Source organism: Pedobacter sp. MR22-3 (genome assembly GCF_026240075.1).
Taxonomy (GTDB): Bacteria; Bacteroidota; Bacteroidia; order Sphingobacteriales; family Sphingobacteriaceae; genus Pedobacter.
In genome coordinates, this window is the sequence record NZ_JAPIVF010000009.1 from 153,569 (window position 1) to 172,544 (window position 18,976).

12 protein-coding genes, 3 tRNA genes and 1 other RNA gene are annotated in these 18,976 nt (G+C 38.8%); 10 read left to right on the forward strand and 6 right to left on the reverse strand.

Annotation, left to right across the window (positions count from 1 at the left end):
- Positions 1 to 32: 32 nt before the first annotated feature.
- Both OQ267_RS21265 and OQ267_RS21270 read right to left on the reverse strand, forming a co-directional pair.
- The gene (locus OQ267_RS21265) at positions 33 to 2,372 is read right to left on the reverse strand and encodes a tetratricopeptide repeat protein (RefSeq protein ID WP_265837977.1); all 2,340 of its coding nucleotides are present in this window, start codon (positions 2,370 to 2,372) and stop codon (positions 33 to 35) included.
- Between the two features lie 215 nt (positions 2,373 to 2,587).
- Positions 2,588 to 5,011: an alpha-ketoacid dehydrogenase subunit alpha/beta gene (locus OQ267_RS21270; protein WP_265837978.1), complete on the reverse strand. Its 2,424-nt coding sequence runs from the start codon at positions 5,009 to 5,011 to the stop codon at positions 2,588 to 2,590.
- Positions 5,012 to 5,178: 167 nt separating this feature from the next.
- Between OQ267_RS21270 and OQ267_RS21275 the strand changes: the two genes are divergently transcribed.
- The 3 genes from OQ267_RS21275 (at position 5,179) to ssrA (ending at position 7,346) form a co-directional block, all read left to right on the forward strand.
- Positions 5,179 to 5,571, forward strand: a complete 393-nt coding sequence (locus OQ267_RS21275) for a DUF1573 domain-containing protein (RefSeq protein ID WP_265817315.1) — start codon at positions 5,179 to 5,181, stop codon at positions 5,569 to 5,571.
- A gap of 62 nt (positions 5,572 to 5,633) precedes the next feature.
- Positions 5,634 to 6,833 carry a pyridoxal phosphate-dependent aminotransferase gene (locus OQ267_RS21280; RefSeq protein WP_265837979.1) on the forward strand — a complete coding sequence of 400 codons (1,200 nt, stop codon included), beginning with the start codon at positions 5,634 to 5,636 and terminating at the stop codon, positions 6,831 to 6,833.
- Between the two features lie 147 nt (positions 6,834 to 6,980).
- Positions 6,981 to 7,346: a transfer-messenger RNA gene (ssrA, locus tag OQ267_RS21285) on the forward strand.
- A gap of 1,179 nt (positions 7,347 to 8,525) precedes the next feature.
- Here the strand turns inward: ssrA and OQ267_RS21290 are convergent.
- The 4 genes from OQ267_RS21290 to OQ267_RS21305 all read right to left on the reverse strand — a co-directional run bounded on the left by OQ267_RS21290 (position 8,526) and on the right by OQ267_RS21305 (position 11,071).
- A tRNA-Pro gene (locus OQ267_RS21290) sits at positions 8,526 to 8,599 on the reverse strand.
- A 53-nt stretch (positions 8,600 to 8,652) separates the two neighbouring features.
- A tRNA-Pro gene (locus tag OQ267_RS21295) sits at positions 8,653 to 8,726 on the reverse strand.
- Between the two features lie 98 nt (positions 8,727 to 8,824).
- Positions 8,825 to 8,911 (reverse strand) — tRNA-Ser (locus OQ267_RS21300).
- 81 nt (positions 8,912 to 8,992) lie between these two features.
- Entirely contained in the window at positions 8,993 to 11,071 is a 2,079-nt protein-coding gene (locus OQ267_RS21305) for an HDIG domain-containing metalloprotein (protein WP_322974895.1), read from the reverse strand.
- Between the two features lie 118 nt (positions 11,072 to 11,189).
- On the opposite strand from OQ267_RS21305, the gene OQ267_RS21310 reads away from it, so the two are divergent.
- The 7 genes from OQ267_RS21310 (at position 11,190) to OQ267_RS21340 (ending at position 18,908) form a co-directional block, all read left to right on the forward strand.
- Positions 11,190 to 12,047, forward strand: a complete 858-nt coding sequence (locus tag OQ267_RS21310) for an SPFH domain-containing protein (RefSeq protein WP_088303028.1) — start codon at positions 11,190 to 11,192, stop codon at positions 12,045 to 12,047.
- Between the two features lie 191 nt (positions 12,048 to 12,238).
- A complete protein-coding gene (locus OQ267_RS21315; RefSeq protein ID WP_088302983.1) occupies positions 12,239 to 12,406 on the forward strand; it encodes a ribbon-helix-helix domain-containing protein in 168 nt (55 codons plus the stop codon).
- A gap of 147 nt (positions 12,407 to 12,553) precedes the next feature.
- Positions 12,554 to 13,729 carry an acetyl-CoA C-acyltransferase gene (locus OQ267_RS21320; protein WP_265837981.1) on the forward strand — a complete coding sequence of 392 codons (1,176 nt, stop codon included), beginning with the start codon at positions 12,554 to 12,556 and terminating at the stop codon, positions 13,727 to 13,729.
- A gap of 3 nt (positions 13,730 to 13,732) precedes the next feature.
- A complete protein-coding gene (locus tag OQ267_RS21325) occupies positions 13,733 to 14,626 on the forward strand; it encodes a hypothetical protein (RefSeq protein ID WP_265837983.1) in 894 nt (297 codons plus the stop codon).
- Positions 14,627 to 14,770: 144 nt separating this feature from the next.
- On the forward strand, positions 14,771 to 16,534 hold the full coding sequence (locus tag OQ267_RS21330; RefSeq protein WP_265837985.1) for a peptide MFS transporter: 1,764 nt from the start codon (positions 14,771 to 14,773) through the stop codon (positions 16,532 to 16,534).
- 1 nt (position 16,535) lies between these two features.
- A complete protein-coding gene (locus OQ267_RS21335) occupies positions 16,536 to 18,038 on the forward strand; it encodes a peptide MFS transporter (protein WP_265837986.1) in 1,503 nt (500 codons plus the stop codon).
- Between the two features lie 135 nt (positions 18,039 to 18,173).
- Positions 18,174 to 18,908, forward strand: coding sequence for a polyprenol monophosphomannose synthase (locus OQ267_RS21340; RefSeq protein ID WP_088303029.1), 735 nt, complete (start codon positions 18,174 to 18,176; stop codon positions 18,906 to 18,908).
- Positions 18,909 to 18,976: the final 68 nt, after the last annotated feature.

Sequence of the window (18,976 nt, forward strand, 5' to 3'; positions counted from 1 at the left end):
AAACCGGAGACTGCATGACATCGGAATCTAATTTATTTAGGCATGGTGATGGTGAAAATTGTACCTGCTGGATTATTTTTAGCGGCACTAATTTTTCCGCCCATCAGTTCAGTAAATGTTCTGCAAAGTATTAATCCCAGGCCTGTACCCTTTTCTTTTTCTGTACCCGGAGTGCTGATTCCAGCTCCCTGATAACCCGTTTTATTAAAATGTTCCAATTGATGGACACTAAGACCGGTGCCATTGTCAGCTATAAGGAGATACACTTCATCGTCTGAACTTTTAACTGATATGCTGATCATTCCGTATCTGGGTGTAAACTTAATGGCATTGCTTACGAGATTCCGAACGATCAGCGAAAGCATATTGGCATCAGCTTTAAACTTTATATCCGGGGAAGTATTATTTTCTATTTTTATATTTTTGGCATCCGCATGGTGTAGCACAGCATCTATTATCTCACTAATTAATTGATGGATATTCAAAGTTTCCATATCAGGATGAAATCCCTGCATCTGGCTGGCTGCCCAATTTAAAAGATTCTCCATCATGGTTGAAGTATAACTCAGATTGGTTTTTAAAGTTGCGGCATATCTGGTGAGTTTATCCTGATCAATAGCTCCTCCTTCCAATAGCTGAATAAATGAAATTAAGGCATTTACCGGCGTACGCATATCATGGCTGACCACACTAAAAATTTTGTCTTTTACCCTGTTTAATTGCTGAAGCTCCAGTGTCTGCAGATTAATAACCTTATTTAAACGGGCGGTTTTACGCTGATTATAATAGATAATGGCTGCAATAAACAGAACGAGCGCAATCCCAATGCTAAGGTAAATCTTGATTCGCCAGTCGAACCGGATCTGTTGCTCCTGTTTTGATATTTGCTTGTCTCTAAGGGAGGTTTCATACTTGGACTGGAGTTTGGCTCGTTCAAATTTCTCCGTTTGATTTTTTTGGGCAATTTGCAGGTCTAACTGTCTTTTTAAAAAAGTAAGTCGCTGCAGACTTTTTTCCTGATCACTTAAGGCCAGCTGTTGCTTTTTTACATAGAGTTCTTGTTGCTGCTGCCTGGCCAGGAGCATCTGTTTCTGCAATTCTATTCCTGTTATCTTTTGCTTATAGCGATAGTCTTTTTCTTTGAAGTCAAAATCAATTTGCATTTGTCGCCTGGTAATTTCTTTCTCTTTATCTTCATTAAAAATCTGATCCCTCAGCACAACATATTGTTTATAAAAGTTAAGCGACTGGTTATAGTCTTTTAATTGATAGTAGGTATCACTTAAACCAAGTGCCGCATTTTTCTTCTGGTCTGTAAAGTTATTTTCATCAGCCATTTTATAGCTTTCCGTAAATTGGGCTAACGCATTGGCATCATCGTTCTGTTGCTGATAAAACTTTCCTAAAGCATAGAGACAATCTACATAGCCTAATTTATCATCCAGATTTTTACCAATTTGAATGGCTTTCTGATAGGTGATTAAGGCCAGGTCTTTTTTACCCATTTCATTGTAAACATCAGCTATACTTTTCCTTATGGATGACATGATGTTTTCATCATTTAAGAGATCGGCCACCCTTAATGACTTTTGATAGTATTGTAATGCTATGTTCAAGCGATCCTTTGGAAGGATGCCCATTTTTTCCAGTTCAGACGGATTAGCCTCATAATATGCTGTCCCTATTAATTCATTAACGACTGCTACTCCCCTCGACTCTTCATTCTCACGCGTAAAGATTTTAAGTGCCATTTTCAGATAAACCAGCGATTGACTTTGGTTGCCGAGATCCTGATAAACACTGGAAATATTGGTATAGCAACTCGCCAGATCGGATTCATTGCCCAGCTGTTCATAAATGGCAATTGCTTTTTGATTAACTTCCAGGCATTTTGCATAATCAGGAATTGTAGCATACAAAGCGCCTAAGTTTAAATAGGTTCCGCCAACCATATCCAGGTTTTTTGCCAGTTCAAATTCAACAATTGCCTGACGATAATATTCTTCGGATTTTATAAAAATACTTTTTCCGTGATAAAATTTTCCACGGCGATACAAAGCGAAACCAGAGATGTTCCGTAATTTTAACTTTTGTGCAAGGGCAACAGTTTTGTCGGTATATTCTTCAAACTTACCAGCATCCTTTAATCCAAGATAAACTTTAGAAATCTGTTCCAGGAGTTTTACTTTCACTGAATCAAGCTGTGAATGCGATTGATTCAGCACCAACAGGCTATCTAACTTTTGAATATTACTTTTCTTTTGTGCATGTCCTTCCAGCTTAAAAAGCAATACAATCAGCAAGAACAGTAAAAGCCATTGTTTCCAGAATTTTGAGCAGGAATACAATACATCAACGAATATATTTTTCAACTTCTAAAATGTGCTAAAATTAAAAAAGTTTAAAATTGGGGGTAACTGATCGTTTTATGCTTTTAATGGCAATAACATGAGACATACAAATGGAATGATAATGATAGATAACCTCGTCTAAGGTATCTATTTTACCCTAAATTACATCAATTATTAGAATTTAAATAGCAACTTTTATTACGCTATTCAACTATCCATCTTCACAGATCACAGCATTAATACATCGCAGGAAACTGGTCCGGATGGGTTTCATGCATCATTTCATAAATGGTTTCGATAATATCATCTACAGATGGTTTGCTGAAGTAGTCGCCATCTGATCCGAAAGGCGGACGGTGTGCCTTGGCAGATAATGTTCTTGGTTTTCCATCTAAAGTAAAATAACCATTCTGATCTTCCAGTACTTTTTGCAAGATATAAGCTGAAGCACCTCCCGGAACATCTTCATCAACCACCAGAAGTTTATTGGTTTTAGCCAGTGAGGTAGCACATACTTTATCCAAATCGAATGGCAATAAAGTTTGAGGATCAACAATTTCTACGGAAATGCCAAAATTGGCCAGTTCTTCTGTGGCTTCCTGTACCAACCTTAAAGTTGATCCGTATGATACTACTGTAATATCAGAACCTTTTTCCAGCACTTCTGCCTTGCCTAGCGGTACCGTAAAATCGCCAACATTGCTGGGTAATTTTTCCTTCAGCCGATAGCCGTTCAGGCACTCAATCACCACAGCGGGCTCATCAGCCCTGAATAAAGTATTGTACATGCCGGCAGCCTGAGTCATATTTCTTGGCACACATAAATGCATCCCCCTTAATGAACCCAGTAACATGCTGATTGGTGACCCTGAATGCCATACACCTTCTAAGCGATGGCCCCGTGTTCTTACAATAACCGGTGCCTTTTGAACCCCTTTAGTCCGGTAAGAAAGTGAGGCCAAATCATCGCTTAAAACATTTAAGGCAAAAATCAGGTAATCTAAATATTGTATTTCGGCAACTGGTTTTAAACCACGCATGGCAAGCCCAATGCCTTGCCCCATGATCGTCATTTCCCTAATGCCTGTATCATTTACCCTGAGTTCACCAAAACGGGCCTGTAATCCTGCGAAACCCTGGTTTACGTCACCAATATTCCCTAAATCTTCTCCAAACGCCACCAATCGCTGATCACGTGCGAAGTTTTCATTAAAACAGGCATTAAGCACTTCTCTCCCATCTACCATTTTAGAAAGCTCATCATATACCGCATCAACTACGGTAATCTTATCCGGACTTTCCAATCCATTTGTATGCAGTTTAGAGTTATACCGCTCGAAACTCAAAGCTTCCTGGTCTTTATACCAGGCCAGTATGTCTTCACGTTCTCTGGTATTAAATTTAGCTGATAAACGAATGGCCTTACGTGCAGCACTGAATACTTCCCTTCGCTGTGCATCAGCCGTTGCCGCCAATTGCGCACCTATCCTGGCTAATTCCGGCTGGTGTTTGGCCAGGCCGCCAATGAGATCGATCACTGCTTTCTGTTCCGGTTTAATGCTGTCCAAGAACTCATTCCAAGCCTCTTTTTGCGCATCACGGACAAATATTTTTGCTTTTTTCTCAATGTCTGATATTTCTTCATCCGTTGCAATGGCAGAATCGAGCATCCATTCCCGCATCTTTAAGAGGCAGTCATGTTCGCTTTCCCAGATCAGGCGATCTTTTGATTTATACCTTTCATGAGAACCAGATGTAGAATGCCCCTGTGGCTGCGTGAGTTCTGTAACATGGATCATTACCGGCACATGCTCATCCCGGCAAACCTGGATGGCTTTTTCGTAAACTTCGCATAGAGCAGGGTAATCCCAGCCTTTTACTTTATAAATTTCATATCCGGGTTGATGAGCATTACGCTGGAAACCCTTAAGGACTTCAGAAATATCTTCTTTAGTGGTCTGGTATTTTGCCGGCACCGAAATTCCGTAAGCATCATCCCAGATAGATATGGCCATTGGTATCTGCAGTACACCAGCCGCATTTATTGCTTCAAAAAAAACACCTTCAGAGGTGGATGCATTACCGATGGTACCGAAGGCGACCTCATTACCATTCACGGAAAAATGCTTTAAATAATCGAGTTCCTTATTGTTTCTGAAGAGCTTGGAAGCATATCCCAGGCCAACCAAACGAGCCATTTGTCCGCCTGTTGGCGAAATATCTGAAGAACAGTTTTTGATCTGTGTTAGGTCATTCCATGATCCGTCTTCATTTATGGATTTAGTTGCAAAATGACAGTTCATTTGCCTTCCACCTGAAAAAGGATCGGCACCATTTGTCGGATTTGCATATAGTTGTGCGAAAAACTCTTTGATGGTAGATATACCTGTTGCAAAGGCGAAAGTCTGATCCCTGTAATAACCTGAGCGCCAGTCTCCTTTTTTGAAAACCTTTGCCATGGCCACTTGTGGCACCTCTTTACCATCACCAAAAATGCCAAATTTAGCCTTTCCTGTTAACACTTCCCTGCGACCTAATACACTAGCTTGCCTGCTTTCATAGGCGATCTTATAATCATTCAATACGATGGTTTTAAAATCTCCAAATGTCAGCTCAGAATTATCAATAGAATTGGTTATAAATTTTTCATTCTGCATCATAATCAAATATTGGTTCTGGCAAATATATGCAAAATTAAAAGCTTGCCTTAAAGTTCGATTGTAAAATTATATATGGAAGAGCAAAATATAATTGGAATAGTTTTTGTTTTAGATTGAAATTATTAAATTTGTTTTAAGAATTTTAAAAAAATAATTTCAAATATAACATGAAAAAAATCTTAGTATTATTCGCCTTCGTTTTAGGTTTTGGTGTGGTTGCCAATGCGCAATCAAAACCTGCAGATTTTAAATTTGAATCAGAAACCCATGATTTTGGTAAAATTCCGATGGGTAAACCGGTAACTTTCGATTTTAAATACACGAATGTTGGAGAAGAACCATTAATCATTAGTAAAGCTGAGGCAAGTTGTGGTTGTACTGTTCCTAAATACACTTCAACACCTATTAAAAAAGGTGAAACCGGTGTAATTTCAGTAACTTTTAATGCTGCTGCAGGTCCATCTGCATTTTCAAAAGCGGTAACTTTAACTTCAAATGCAAAAACACCTATAAAAGTACTTTATATTAAAGGTGAAACCGTTGCGGCCAGTTCGAAATAATTTTTCAATAAATATTGTAATTAAAGTCCCGATAATCATCGGGACTTTTTTATTTTTGTGCCATGCCAAAGATTTCACTTAAGGGGGCGCAGATGCCTGCTTCACCAATCAGAAAGTTAACACCATATGCTGATCAAGCAAAAAGAGATGGTAAGAAAGTTTATCACTTAAATATCGGTCAGCCGGATATTGAAACGCCGGAAGGCATGCTGAATGCTATTAAGAATATTGATTTCAATGTTTGGGCTTATACACCTTCAGAGGGAACACTAGCCTATCGTTTAAAGCTTGCGGAATATTATAACAAACTGGGATATGGCATTACACCGGAAGACATCCTGGTAACGGTAGGCGGATCAGAAGCCATTACGATTGCAATGCAAACCTGCGTGAATGAAGGTGATGAAATTATTATTCCTGAACCTTTCTACGCGAACTATAATGGTTTTGCCTGTATGAGTAATGTGGTGGTAAAACCCATTTTATCTTTTATTGAAAATGGATTTGCCTTGCCTCCAATTGCTGAATTTGAAAAACTTATTACAGAAAAAACGAAAGCCATTATTATATGCAACCCCAATAATCCTACAGGCTATTTGTACTCCAGGGAAGAACTGGAAGCCTTAAAAATGCTTTGCAAAAAATATGACCTGTTTTTATTTTCAGATGAAGCTTACCGGGAATTTTGCTATGACGGGCGTGAATTTATTTCACCGATGCACCTGGGTGGGCTGGAAGAAAACGTAGTAATTATGGATACCGTTTCTAAAAGATATAGTGCCTGTGGTGCGCGTTTGGGTTGTTTAATCACCAAAAACAAGGCTGTGATTGCTTCGGGCTTAAAATTTGCACAAGCCAGATTAAGTCCTGGTATGGTGGAACAAATTGCCGGTGCGGCCGCTGTGGATACGCCTGATAGTTATTTCGAAAAGGTAAATACCGAATATACATTACGTCGTGATACTTTAGTAAGCCGTCTAAATCAAATTGACGGTGTTTTTTGTCCTAATCCGGGTGGCGCCTTCTATGTGGTGGCCAAATTTCCTATTGATGATGCGGATCTATTTTGCCAATGGATTTTAGAAGATTTTACACATGAAAACCAAACGGTAATGATGGCGCCAGCAACTGGTTTCTATTCTACCAAGGGTTCTGGAAAACAGGAAGTTCGCATGGCTTATGTGTTAAATACAAGTGATTTAAATGCCGCAATGGATTGTCTGGAAATAGCCTTAAAGGAATATCCAGGAAGGACAATTTAGTTTACAATTTCTGTTTACAGTTTTTATAATAAATGCCAAATAGCAGTTTACAGCTGTATTTGGCATTTTTTTTGTACATTTGCAACCAGGTTTTCAACTTTAGACTTTAGACTTTAGACTTTAGACTTTAGACTTTAGACCTAAACCGGGGCCGTTCTTGGATTTGACAGGGTGGCGAAGGTTATGTTAGCATGCAGTGCGTTGTTCGGAGAGCACTTAAAGTGAACGATCACATTTTAGTTGGCGAAAACACTTACGCCTTAGCTGCCTAATTTAGAATTAGATAGCTTTTGTCCCTCTGACTGTTGCATTGTTGGGTTAGATTCCGGGGCATCGAAACAACAAAGCTGGCTTTAAGGAGATACGACTTAAAGTGAGATCAAGTATCTAAGGTGATGAACAAGGTCGGTTTTCAGCCCGTTTATCATTCGAAAATTAATTGAAAAATAAGCATGTAGAAGGTATAATTTATCTCACAACTGGACAAGGGTTCGACTCCCTTCGGCTCCACAAAACCAATCTCAAATCCCTGCAAACCAAACAATTTGCAGGGATTTTATTTTTTTTTTAGATTTGATTGCTTTGGGCACCACTTTTTTCCATGTGTGCATTTCCCTAAATTCAGACCAGTTAAAAGTAGAATTCCTGATACCATCACATTCACCCTGAAAAAATTAATAACCTACAGTCAGCATTAACGATGAAACCAGCCTATCCCATGGCGAGCTTTATATTCTCATCACGAACAAAGCAGAAAAAGGTAATAAAGGGGCAATCGTAGTTATTATTGCAGGTACAAAAGCTTAACAGTCATTTCAGTACTTCAAAAGATACAGGAAAAAGAATGCAGAAAAGTTTCTGAAATTGCACTGAATATGGCTGGGAACATGGAACACATCGCTAAGAAATCTTTCCCTGTGGCTGTAAAGGCAACCGGTCGTTTCCTTGTTTAGAAACTAGCGACAGAAGCTGTACAGAAAATAAGGATCAAGCATCGCTGGGATGCAATTGATATGGAAAACGATGCGATTGAAATCGCTAAGAAAACCAATAAAGCATTTCGGGCTAAAGTATTAGTAATGGCGATACACTGAAAAAACTTCTTGCAAGGAGCAGATATGTACTGTATAAAAAGTTTTCGATTGAACACCCAGTCAAGAGTGGGTAGGCTTACTATTTGAAAGATATCCTGACCTCAAAATATTCTATTCTTTGAGTATGGAACTCACCCATATATTTGATAAGACCACTGAAAAAGTATTTGGCCTTGCCAAAACATAAAAAAGTAATACAGTCTGCCTTTAAAACTTTCAATACCATTTTCAGGTCAGCTCTGAATCACTATCCTACTATTCTCACTGATTTTGATAACAGATCGACAAATGCTTCTTCAGAGAAGCATTCAATGCCAAAATTAAAACTTCTAGATCCCAATTCCAAGGTATGAAATACGTAAAGTTTTTCCTATATAGGATAACTCAATTGTATGCTTAAAAAATCAATAGTCCACAACTTTTGGTGTTAATCCATAAAAAACGGATCTATGAACTTGGTAATTTTGTTGAGAGAACAATAATAATGAGAAAATTATGGTATTGGATTTGATAAAAAATCCGCTTTATCCCCCTTTTTAGGATTTAACATAAAAAACAAACCCCCTAAATTTATTATTTAGAGGGTTCTTCTGTTTTGTCGGGGTGGCAGGATTCGAACCTACGACCTCCTGCTCCCAAAGCAGGCGCGATACCGGGCTACGCTACACCCCGAACTCAGGTATCACCTTTTTTGTAATCCTTTTGAAAAGTGGATTGAACTTTTGTCGGGATGGCAGGATTCGAACCTACGACCTCCTGCTCCCAAAGCAGGCGCGATACCGGGCTACGCTACATCCCGAACTTGGTATCTCCTTTTTATTTCCCTATTTCTAAGGGCTGCAAAGTAACGGTTTTAAAATGACATTTTCATTTTTTTTATTACTTTTTTTCTTCGTGCGGTGAGGGCGGGATTCGAACCCGCGGTACCGTTACCAGTACGACAGTTTAGCAAACTGTTCCTTTCGGCCTCTCAGGCACCTCACCTTTTCAACCTTCAAATTTGTCCTACCGACCTTGTTTTGAGGTCTGCAAATATAGTAAAACAAGTTATTCTACAAAAAAAAATTATAAAACTTGTTGATAATCTATCCGCACATGATAGATACTCATCAGCATCGTCTTGAATATCAATTTGATAGTTTCAATATCTTTTAATGTCAAATCGCAGTTATCCAATTGATTTTGCTCCAATTTGTAATTAATTATCCTTTCAACGATGTCATTTATGCTCTGTGCATCCGGATTTTTGAGGCTCCTTGAGGCTGCTTCTACTGAATCTGCCAGCATCAATACACCTGTTTCCTTACTAAAAGGGATTGGTCCGGGGTAGCGGAAAATGTTTTCATCCACAAATTTTTCAGGAGAATTTTTTAAAAACGACTGATAAAAATAATCTACCCGAGTATTCCCGTGGTGGGTCCGGATAAAATCGATAATTGCTTCCGGAATTAAGTTTTTCCTTAAAATCTCAATACCTTTGTGTACATGCTGGATAATAATCTGTGCACTCTGCTCATATGGAAGTTTATCATGCGGACTAACTGCTGTATTCTGATTTTCGATGAAGTATTGAGGGTTATCAACTTTTCCGATATCATGATATAGCGCCCCCGCCCTGACCAGCACCGAATTACCACCGATTTTAAATATAGCTGCCTCTGCCAGGTTAGCCACCTGCAAGGAGTGCTGAAAGGTACCAGGAGCTTTAAAGGCCAGCTCACGAAGTAATTTATTGTTTGTATTGGTGAGCTCAATTAGCGCCACATCAGAAGTAATTCCAAAAATACGCTCAAATAAATAGATGAGCGGATAAGCAAGAAGAGATAGCAATACACTAAAGATAAAAGGAATAAAATTTGCCCACTCAATTTCGCGGAAAGAACCTTCCCTCAATAAGGCAATGCCTACAAATGAAACAAAATAAGCCAATAAAATAAATAGCGCAGACACCAGGAACCGTTCCCGCTTAACGAAATTTTTAATACTAAAAATGGCAACCATGCCTGCCGTAACCTGATAAAAAACAAACTCGAAACTATTGGCCACAAAGAAACCGGCAATTAAAATCACCAGCAAATGAAGATAGAGTGCCAGCCTGGTATCAAAAAGAATCCGGATAATAATAGGCACCACGCAAAATGGAATATAATACAAACTGGGGATTTCCATTTTAATGGCCCAGGTAAGTGCCAGCAGCATGCCGGTAGTTACAATCAGGATTAAGGACAGCTGGCGGTTATCGGAGAAGATATCCCTGCGAAACAGAAAAAGAAACGACATCAGGATGGCGAGCATGAAACTCACCAGCACGACCTGCCCCAGATATACCAATGCACGGCTGCCAATGGTTTTAGTTTGCGCATCGTAGGTAGCCTTATAAGATTCAAGCTTTTGATAAATTTCTTCATCAATCACATCGTTTTTAGAAACAATCAGCTCCCCTTTCTGCACCATCCCTTTGGTAGTCGAAATATTATCAACAGTATTTTGCTGAATAATCTGGGTTAAACGCTCATCAAAAATGATATTTGGTGTAATATGGTCTTCAGCCAGGTTAGCCACCAGGTCACTCATCACCTGGTTTGGAGACTGAAAGTTATGCTTGAAATAAAGTAAGGCCGTTTCAACCGTAAACACATCCTGCGTATTTTTTTGTTTAGCTACATTATTTTCCATCAGTGAAAAATCATAGTTTTTGCCATTCGTTTGCTGCTTGGCATTTAAACTGATGATTCCACGTGTATAAATATTGTTTAGCAGGCGGTAAGATTCTGTTTTAAACCTGATCTTATCTTTTTCATCCAGTTGGGTAGATTTCCATTTAATATCAAATTCGTTTGTAAAGGCTTCCAGGGCATTCCTGCCAATGGTCTGATCATACTGGTAAACAGGCAGAACATCTTTAAGCGCGTTCTTCTTATCCGTATTTACCTGAGGATTAGTCTTGAGAATAGCGAAGCTGAACGGAGAAATTAAGTCTTTATTCATCCACACTTTGCCCTTTTCAAACTCATACCTAAACCTGGGTTGCTTAGGAAGAAACAGTGTGATAACGAACACTGTAAAAAGCATCATCACATACTTCAGGTTGGATGAATACTTACGATAAAGGATTTTATGTGAATTTTTCTTGATTTTGGCCAAAACGATCTGATTATTGTATTGTCAAAAATAGCATTTTTATCTAATATACTTTTTAATGATTTTGTTTGGTATTACCAGATTTTATAATTTACTTTATGATATCAAATTAATATCAATTATGTATCAGGAAAAAATCATTAGCCCGCCATCCGGGTATTTAACATTTGTATTATCTTTAGTATTATTGGCGGGTGCCATATTCTGCTTTTTTTCTCAGCTCTTCGTCTGGGGCAGCATCATATTAGCCGTTGATCTTTTTCTGGTTTTTCCGGGATTTCTGATTATAAATCCTAATCAGTCGATGGTGTTAACCTTATTCGGAAAGTATATCGGCACGGTAAAAGCAGATGGTTTTTTCTGGGTGAATCCACTTACCTCCAAAAGAAAATTATCGTTAAAAGCCAATAACCTTAACGGCCAGCAATTAAAAGTGAATGATAAGTTGGGTAATCCCATTGAAATTGCTGCCGTGGTAGTGTGGAAGGTAAATGAAACGGCAAAGGCCGTTTTTGCTGTAGAAAACTACATGCAATATGTAAATATCCAAAGTGAAGCCGCCGTTAGACATCTGGCTAATATATTTCCTTATGATCATGCTGAAGGCGAAGAAACAAGCATTACTTTAAAAGATGGCGCAGAGCAGGTAAGTGAAATTTTAGAGAAAGAATTAACCGAGCGACTTTCCAGAGCAGGAATTGATGTCTTAGAAGCACGTATTTCTCACCTGGCTTATGCTCCCGAAATTGCCAGCGCTATGCTACAAAGGCAACAGGCTACAGCGGTAATTGCAGCCCGTAAATTAATTGTGGAAGGTGCTGTGGGAATGGTTGAAATGGCATTGGAAAAGTTATCAGAAAAAGGAATTGTAGAACTTGATGAAGAACGTAAAGCCGCAATGGTGAGTAATTTATTGGTGGTGCTTTGCGGCGACAGGCATGTACAACCGGTAGTTAATACAGGAACACTTTATAATTAATATGGAATTAGAGGAAAAGCAATCAGCATGGCGTCGCCTACCAGTATTTGCCTTTACAGTTTAAATATAAAATGCAAAGCTGGATTAACATAGAAAAAGCATACCTCCCAAACTATGATGCTGTTTCTGAATATGGAGGCGTTACTCATCAATATAAAAACAAGATATAAGGTAAAAGCAATACAATAGATATGGCGGAGAAAGATAAAAAAGCTTTTGTGTTGAGGATTAGTCCAGCTTTATTGAAAGAGGTAGAAATATGGGCTGCAGATGAATTCAGAAGCACTAACGGACAGATTGAATTTCTGCTGAATCAGGCAATAAAATCAAGAAAAAAAGGAAAAGCGAAAGAGGAATAAAATAAGCTTATGATTCTTTATAAAACTATTTTCACGCCCATTGTTTTAGTCTTAGATTTAAGTTAAAAATGACGCCTGATTCATTTTCTGCAATCAAAAATGTATAACTTAGCGGTCTAACCAAAAAGTTCATAAAAATTTTAATTCATGAAAGAAGTTGTAATCGTATCAGCGGTAAGAACACCAATTGGCAGTTTTGGTGGCGCATTATCTTCATTTTCGGCCACTCAGCTGGGTGGTTTCGCCATCAAAGCTGCAATAGAAAAAGCAGGTTTGACACCAGAACACATTCAGGAAGTTTATATGGGCAATGTGTTGTCGGCAAATTTAGGACAGGCCCCCGCTACACAAGCCGTAAAACTTGCAGGCTTACCAGATATACCAGCTACCACCATCAATAAAGTTTGTGCTTCAGGCACCAAAGCCATTATGCTGGCGGCACAAAGCATTGCCAACGGCGATCAGGATATTATTATTGCCGGCGGTATGGAAAGCATGAGCAATGTACCTTATTACCTGGATAAAGCCAGAAATGGTTACCGGCTGGGGCATGGTCAAATTACCGATGGATTGGTGAAAGACGGGCTATGGGATGTTTATAATGATTACCATATGGGTTCAGCAGCTGAGCTTTGTGCCACCGATTGTCATATCAGCCGCGAAGATCAGGACAATTTCGCCATTGCATCTTATAAAAGAGCACAGCAGGCACAAACCACCGGAAAGTTTGCTGCTGAAATTATAGCCATAGAAGTAAAAGATAGAAAAGGTGAAATCACAATCGTGGATAGAGATGAGGAACCAACTGCGGTTAAATTTGATAAAATCTCCTCACTGAAGCCCGTATTTAAAAAAGATGGAACCGTAACTGCGGCCAATGCTTCTACTTTGAATGATGGTGCAGCAGCAATAGTTTTAATGAGCGCAGATAAGGCAAAAGAACTGGGCATCAAACCATTGGCTAAAATATTAGGTTATGCAGATGCGCAACAAGCCCCTGAATGGTTTACAACTGCTCCTTCAAAGGCCATTCCTTTGGCCTTGCAAAAAGCCAATATTGATATAAAAGACGTTGACTATTTTGAAATTAACGAAGCATTTTCCGTGGTTTCCATTGCCAACAACCAGAAACTGAGTTTAAATGAAAACCGGGTGAATGTAAATGGTGGCGCTGTTTCCCTGGGCCATCCGCTTGGTGCATCTGGTGCCAGAATAGTAGTGACCCTACTATCTGTTCTCGAACAAAATAATGGGAAAATTGGTGTAGCCGGAATCTGTAACGGTGGCGGCGGTGCCAGTGCGTTGGTGATTGAGAAAATTTAATACATGAAGCTTAAATACTGCGGCATATTGATTATTGCTTTGCTCGCTTTGCGTACCCAGGCGCAGCAAAGCAATAAAAAACTGGATGTTTTTCAGGATTCCCTGATCCGGATCGCAACGGCTACTATTGCCGCTGAAACCGATGTTAAAAAAACAACCAGCAATAGCATTTTTATCAAAACACTGGTAGAAGCCCTGAAAATGCAAAATTCTTTTACTTACCCTTTTGATTCTTTAAAAAACGTTTCAGTAATTCCATCGCCCGACAGGTCTTTCCGGATCTTGAGCTGGTATGTTCAGCAGGAAAATGGCACCTACCGTTATTTCGGAACCATCCAGATGAATACTGGCGGCGGTCCCTTAAAGCTCTATCCGTTAATTGATCAAACGGACAACATTACAGATGCAAATGCGGTAACCAATCATCAAAAATGGTTTGGAGCGCGTTATTATGAGATTGTTCCGGTAACCAGCGGAAACCGCAAGCCTTATTACGTGTTGCTCGGTTGGAAAGGAAATACTTCAAGTTCCACTAAAAAGGTGATCGAGATCCTTTCCTTTGATCAGGAGCAGGTCATTTTCGGCGCACCGGTTTTCGATGGAAAAGACCTTCAGCATAAAAACCGGGTAATCTTTGAATATACCAAATCAAATGCAATGACACTTAAAGTGGATCAAAAAGCCGATATGATCGTTTTTGACCACCTTGCTCCGGTAGATGCTGAAATGGAAGGCAGATATGAATTTTATGCATCAGATGGCACCTTCGATGGCTTCAAAATTATTGGTGGAAAACTTAAATTACAGGAAGGACTGGAACTCAATAACGATCCTCACACCATGGATGAGCAATATGCTGATCCAAAGAAAAATGTTAAACCCATCAGAAAGTTTTAATTTCCATTATCTTAACCTGTTCATTACCATTCCGGTAACTTAAAAATTTGTGAGTTTGCCCTCCGCTGACTATATTGCGCCTTGCAAATAAGCTAAAACAACACACAAATTCTGAATTCTTCAACTAAAACCAATAAATGTTTTATGCAAACATCCATTGAAACCAAAGACGACTTCTTTAGCAGTAAGGTACTGGGTCATCCGTCAGGTTTATTCGTACTTTTCTTTACCGAAATGTGGGAAAGATTTTCGTATTATGGAATGCGGGCTTTGCTCGTTTTATTTCTAACCTCATCTATATTAGGTCAAAATCCGGGTTGGGGCTGGCCCCGTGAACATGCCCTGGCTATTTATGGTTCTTATACTTCACTTGCATACCTTACTCCTATTTTAGGAGGTTATATTGCCGACAGATTTTTAGGTTATCGCTGGGCAGTTATCATCGGAGCTTTTTTAATGACATTGGGCCATCTTTCGATGGCTTTTGAGTTTAATCCAATTTTTATGTACCTGGGCCTATGCCTATTAGTGTTAGGTAACGGATTTTTTAAACCCAATATGACATCCATCTTATCTCATATGTACAAAAAACATCCTGAGAAAAAAGATGGCGCTTATACTATTTTCTACATGGGCGTAAATTGTGGTTCGTTTTTAGGAATGCTGTTGTGTGGTTATATCGGTGAGAAAATAGGCTGGAGTTATGGCTTTGGTCTTGCGGGAATCTTTATGTTTGTGGGTATGTTACAGTTTTATTTCACTAAAAATATTTTTGGCTCTATTGGTTTAAAACCACTTAAAGACGAAGATAAAGTGGATGAAGAAGAGCATCCGGCTGAAGCCAAACGGAATCCATTCTCCATTTTTGATATTGTGCTGATTGTATTTATTGCTGTTATCGGCCTGGTCTGGATCATTAATGACCCTTATGCTAAAGTTTCAGGCCATACTGTTTTTAATTTTTCTGTAGGTAACCTGACAGGAGATAACTTCGCGATTATTGTGGCGCTAAGTTTATTTATTTTTGTTTTGATTAAAAGAATCGTACAATATACGCCACAGCTTAGAGATAAAATGATTGTGGTTATTGTACTTGCCTTCGTAGCCATTTTCTTCTGGGCTTCATTTGAACAGGCCGGTGGCTCTATGACCATCTTTGCTAAAGATTACACTGCCAGAATACTGGAAGGCAATTCAAAAATCATTTTTAACGTTGCCAATACTTTAATTACCATTATTCCGCTCACAATCATTTCATATGTACTGTTTCAGTTATTCAGGCAAACATTTTCAAGGTTTGCATTGGGTAATATCATTCTGGCAATTGGTTTTGCTATAATCTGGTGCATGGTTATTTATATGCTCAAAAACCAGTTCAGTGAAGAAAAAACGGAGGTTCCCGCAACCTGGTTTGGTATTTTGAATTCACTGTTTATCATTTCATGCGCACCAATTGTATCTAAACTTTGGGAAAGCAAATATAGTCCAACGGCAACCGTTAAAAACGGCATCGGGATGATCTTACTAGGGATTGGTTTTGCAGCACTGGCATACGGCTCAAGCTCCATCCCGGCAGGTGCTAAAGTGGCATCAGTAAGTATGATCTGGCTTATTTTAGCTTATTTTTTCCATACTATGGCAGAATTATTCATCTCTCCTATTGGCTTGTCCTATCTGAGTAAACTGGTTCCTGGCCGTATGATTGGAATCATGTTCGGCATCTGGTATTTAGCACTCGCCATCGGAAATAAAATTGCAGGTACCATGGGTGGTATGATTGATAAAATTACCGCGCAATATTCCATGTCTACCTTCTTCCTGATCTTTACCCTTATTCCTGTAGGTTTGGGTATTTTCATCATGTTACTCACACCAATAATTAAGAAACTAATGCACGGGGTTAAATAAAATGCAGATCATTACTGAAAAAATACCTTCTATTGAAACTTTAGAAGCGATTCAAAATTTTGAAGGTAAATACCCGAAACAACTCTGGTATTTATCATTGGTAGAGATGTGGGAACGTTTCTGTTTCTACGGCATGCGTGGGGTACTCGCCTTTTTTATGGTGGATCAACTGGGTTTAAGTGATCAGAAATCCAACCTGCAGTACGGTGCCATCCAAGCATTTGTTTATGCCTTTACCTTTATTGGTGGAATTTTTGCCGATAAAGTTCTGGGCTTTAGAAAATCTCTTTTCTGGGGTGGCTCATTGATGATCATCGGAAACCTGATTCTCGCTTTTTCGCCCCACGATTTGTTTTATGTAGGTATTACGTTATCCATCATTGGCACAGGTTTTTTTAAACCTAATATCTCTTCTATGGTGGGTGAACTTTACCATGAAAAAGATAACCGGAGAGATGCGGGCTACGGACTCTTTTATGCAGGTATAAATGTTGGAGGCTTATTGGGTGGAGCCATGTGTATTTACCTGGGTAAATATGTTTCCTGGCATTTATGTTTCCTTTCTGCAGCCCTGGTTATGGCATTTGGCTTAGGTACTTTTATCTTCACCAAAAAATACCTAGGTCCGATTGGTAATTCGCCACTGCTGCATTTACAAAAAGCGAAAAGAACCATTTATGAAATAGTTGTCTATGCAGGTTCACTTTTATGTATTCCGTTGATTTTTATCATGGTCAGAAATACTGCCTATACTGATTATTTTATGTACACGCTTGGTATAGTAGCGCTGATCTACTTTTTCTACGAAATGTTCAGTATCAGAGAAGTTAAAGCACGTTATAAATTACTGGCGGCTTTTATATTTATTCTTTGCTATTTTATCTTTATGGCCATTTCAGAACAGAGTGGCGGATCACTTTCTTTATTTGCCAAAGACAATTTAGATCATAGCCTTTTATTCTTTTCTATTGATCCGAATGTAGTAAATAATAGTGTCAACTCATTTTTTGTGATTGTATTTAGTCCCCTGGTAGGTTTACTATGGATTGGCATGTATAAACGCAAAATAGAACCCAATACTGTAGTGAAATTTGGATTAGGCTTTGTGTTATTGGCGGTGAGTTTCTACGTTTTTTATGCCACCAGGTTTTTCGCCAATGAACAAGGCATCAGTTCTTTAAATATTTTCACTCTGGGTTACTTACTGCTTACGCTGGGCGAATTATGTATCGGTCCAATCGGGATGTCTATTATCACAAAACTATCTCCTAAAAGAATGTTTGGCATGATGATGGGCATGTGGTTCCTGTTCAGTGCTTTCGGACAGCTTGCCGCCGGAAAGTTGGGCGCGGAAATGTCGAGCATTGAAAATGCATCCTTAATGACAAAACTTATTTCATATACGGAAGGTTATAAATCACTTGCCCTCTATTCATTAATAGCCGGTATATTTTTAATTGTATTCTCGCAGCTGATTAAAAAACTGATGCAAGAGGTCAGATAAAAGATTTTCAATAGATTTTAAACCGTATCAGCACTGTTGATACGGTTTTTTTAATTTATAATATTTACTTTCGCCCTCAGAAGTTAAAATCAGTTTTTTTAGCTTAACATGCAATTCACATCAATCAGAACAAACGTGTCAGACAGTTTAGTAATCATTCCGACCTATAATGAAAAGGAGAATATTGAAAGGATCATCCGGAAAGTATTTTCATTGAGTCAACCTTTTCATGTTTTGATTATTGATGATGGATCTCCTGATGGTACTGCAGACATTGTAAAAGCACTGCAGGTAGAATATGAAGGCCATTTATTTATCGCAGAGCGTGCCGGCAAGCAAGGTTTAGGTACGGCATACATTTATGGTTTCAACTGGGCATTGCAAAAAGATTATCAGTTTATTTTTGAAATGGATGCTGATTTTTCTCATAACCCTGATGATTTGGCCCGACTGCGGAATGCCTGCGTAAACGGTGCAGATGTAGCCATCGGATCGAGATATGTTAAAGGGGTAAACGTGGTAAACTGGCCGATGGGCCGGGTATTGATGTCGTATTTTGCTTCCATGTATGTGCGCTTTATTACCAGAATTAACATCCAGGATGCCACTGCAGGTTTTAAATGTTACCGGAGATTGGTGCTGGAAACGATTCCTTTGGATAAAATCCGATTTGTAGGTTATGCCTTTCAAATTGAAATGAAATTTACTGCCATTAAATTTGGATTTAACGTAGTTGAAGTACCCATTATTTTTACAGATAGAACGGAAGGCACATCAAAAATGAGCACCCGTATTTTCCGTGAAGCTTTTCTTGGTGTAATACAAATGAAAGTAAACAGCTGGTTTAGGGATTATAAAAGAAAAGGTTAGAAAAGAAATTAGTAGTGGTAGAGGCTTAGTTAACCATCCGACTTAGGACTATAGACTGACGACTCATA

Coding starts and splice junctions, on each gene's coding strand:
- OQ267_RS21275 (WP_265817315.1), top strand. CDS start 5,179: ATGAAAAAAATCTTAGTATTATTCGCCTTCGTTTTAGGTTTTGGTGTG.
- OQ267_RS21325 (WP_265837983.1), top strand. CDS start 13,733: ATGAAGCTTAAATACTGCGGCATATTGATTATTGCTTTGCTCGCTTTG.
- OQ267_RS21330 (WP_265837985.1), top strand. CDS start 14,771: ATGCAAACATCCATTGAAACCAAAGACGACTTCTTTAGCAGTAAGGTA.
- OQ267_RS21280 (WP_265837979.1), top strand. CDS start 5,634: ATGCCAAAGATTTCACTTAAGGGGGCGCAGATGCCTGCTTCACCAATC.
- OQ267_RS21335 (WP_265837986.1), top strand. CDS start 16,536: ATGCAGATCATTACTGAAAAAATACCTTCTATTGAAACTTTAGAAGCG.
- OQ267_RS21320 (WP_265837981.1), top strand. CDS start 12,554: ATGAAAGAAGTTGTAATCGTATCAGCGGTAAGAACACCAATTGGCAGT.
- OQ267_RS21270 (WP_265837978.1), bottom strand. CDS start 5,011: ATGATGCAGAATGAAAAATTTATAACCAATTCTATTGATAATTCTGAG.
- OQ267_RS21315 (WP_088302983.1), top strand. CDS start 12,239: ATGGCGGAGAAAGATAAAAAAGCTTTTGTGTTGAGGATTAGTCCAGCT.
- OQ267_RS21310 (WP_088303028.1), top strand. CDS start 11,190: ATGTATCAGGAAAAAATCATTAGCCCGCCATCCGGGTATTTAACATTT.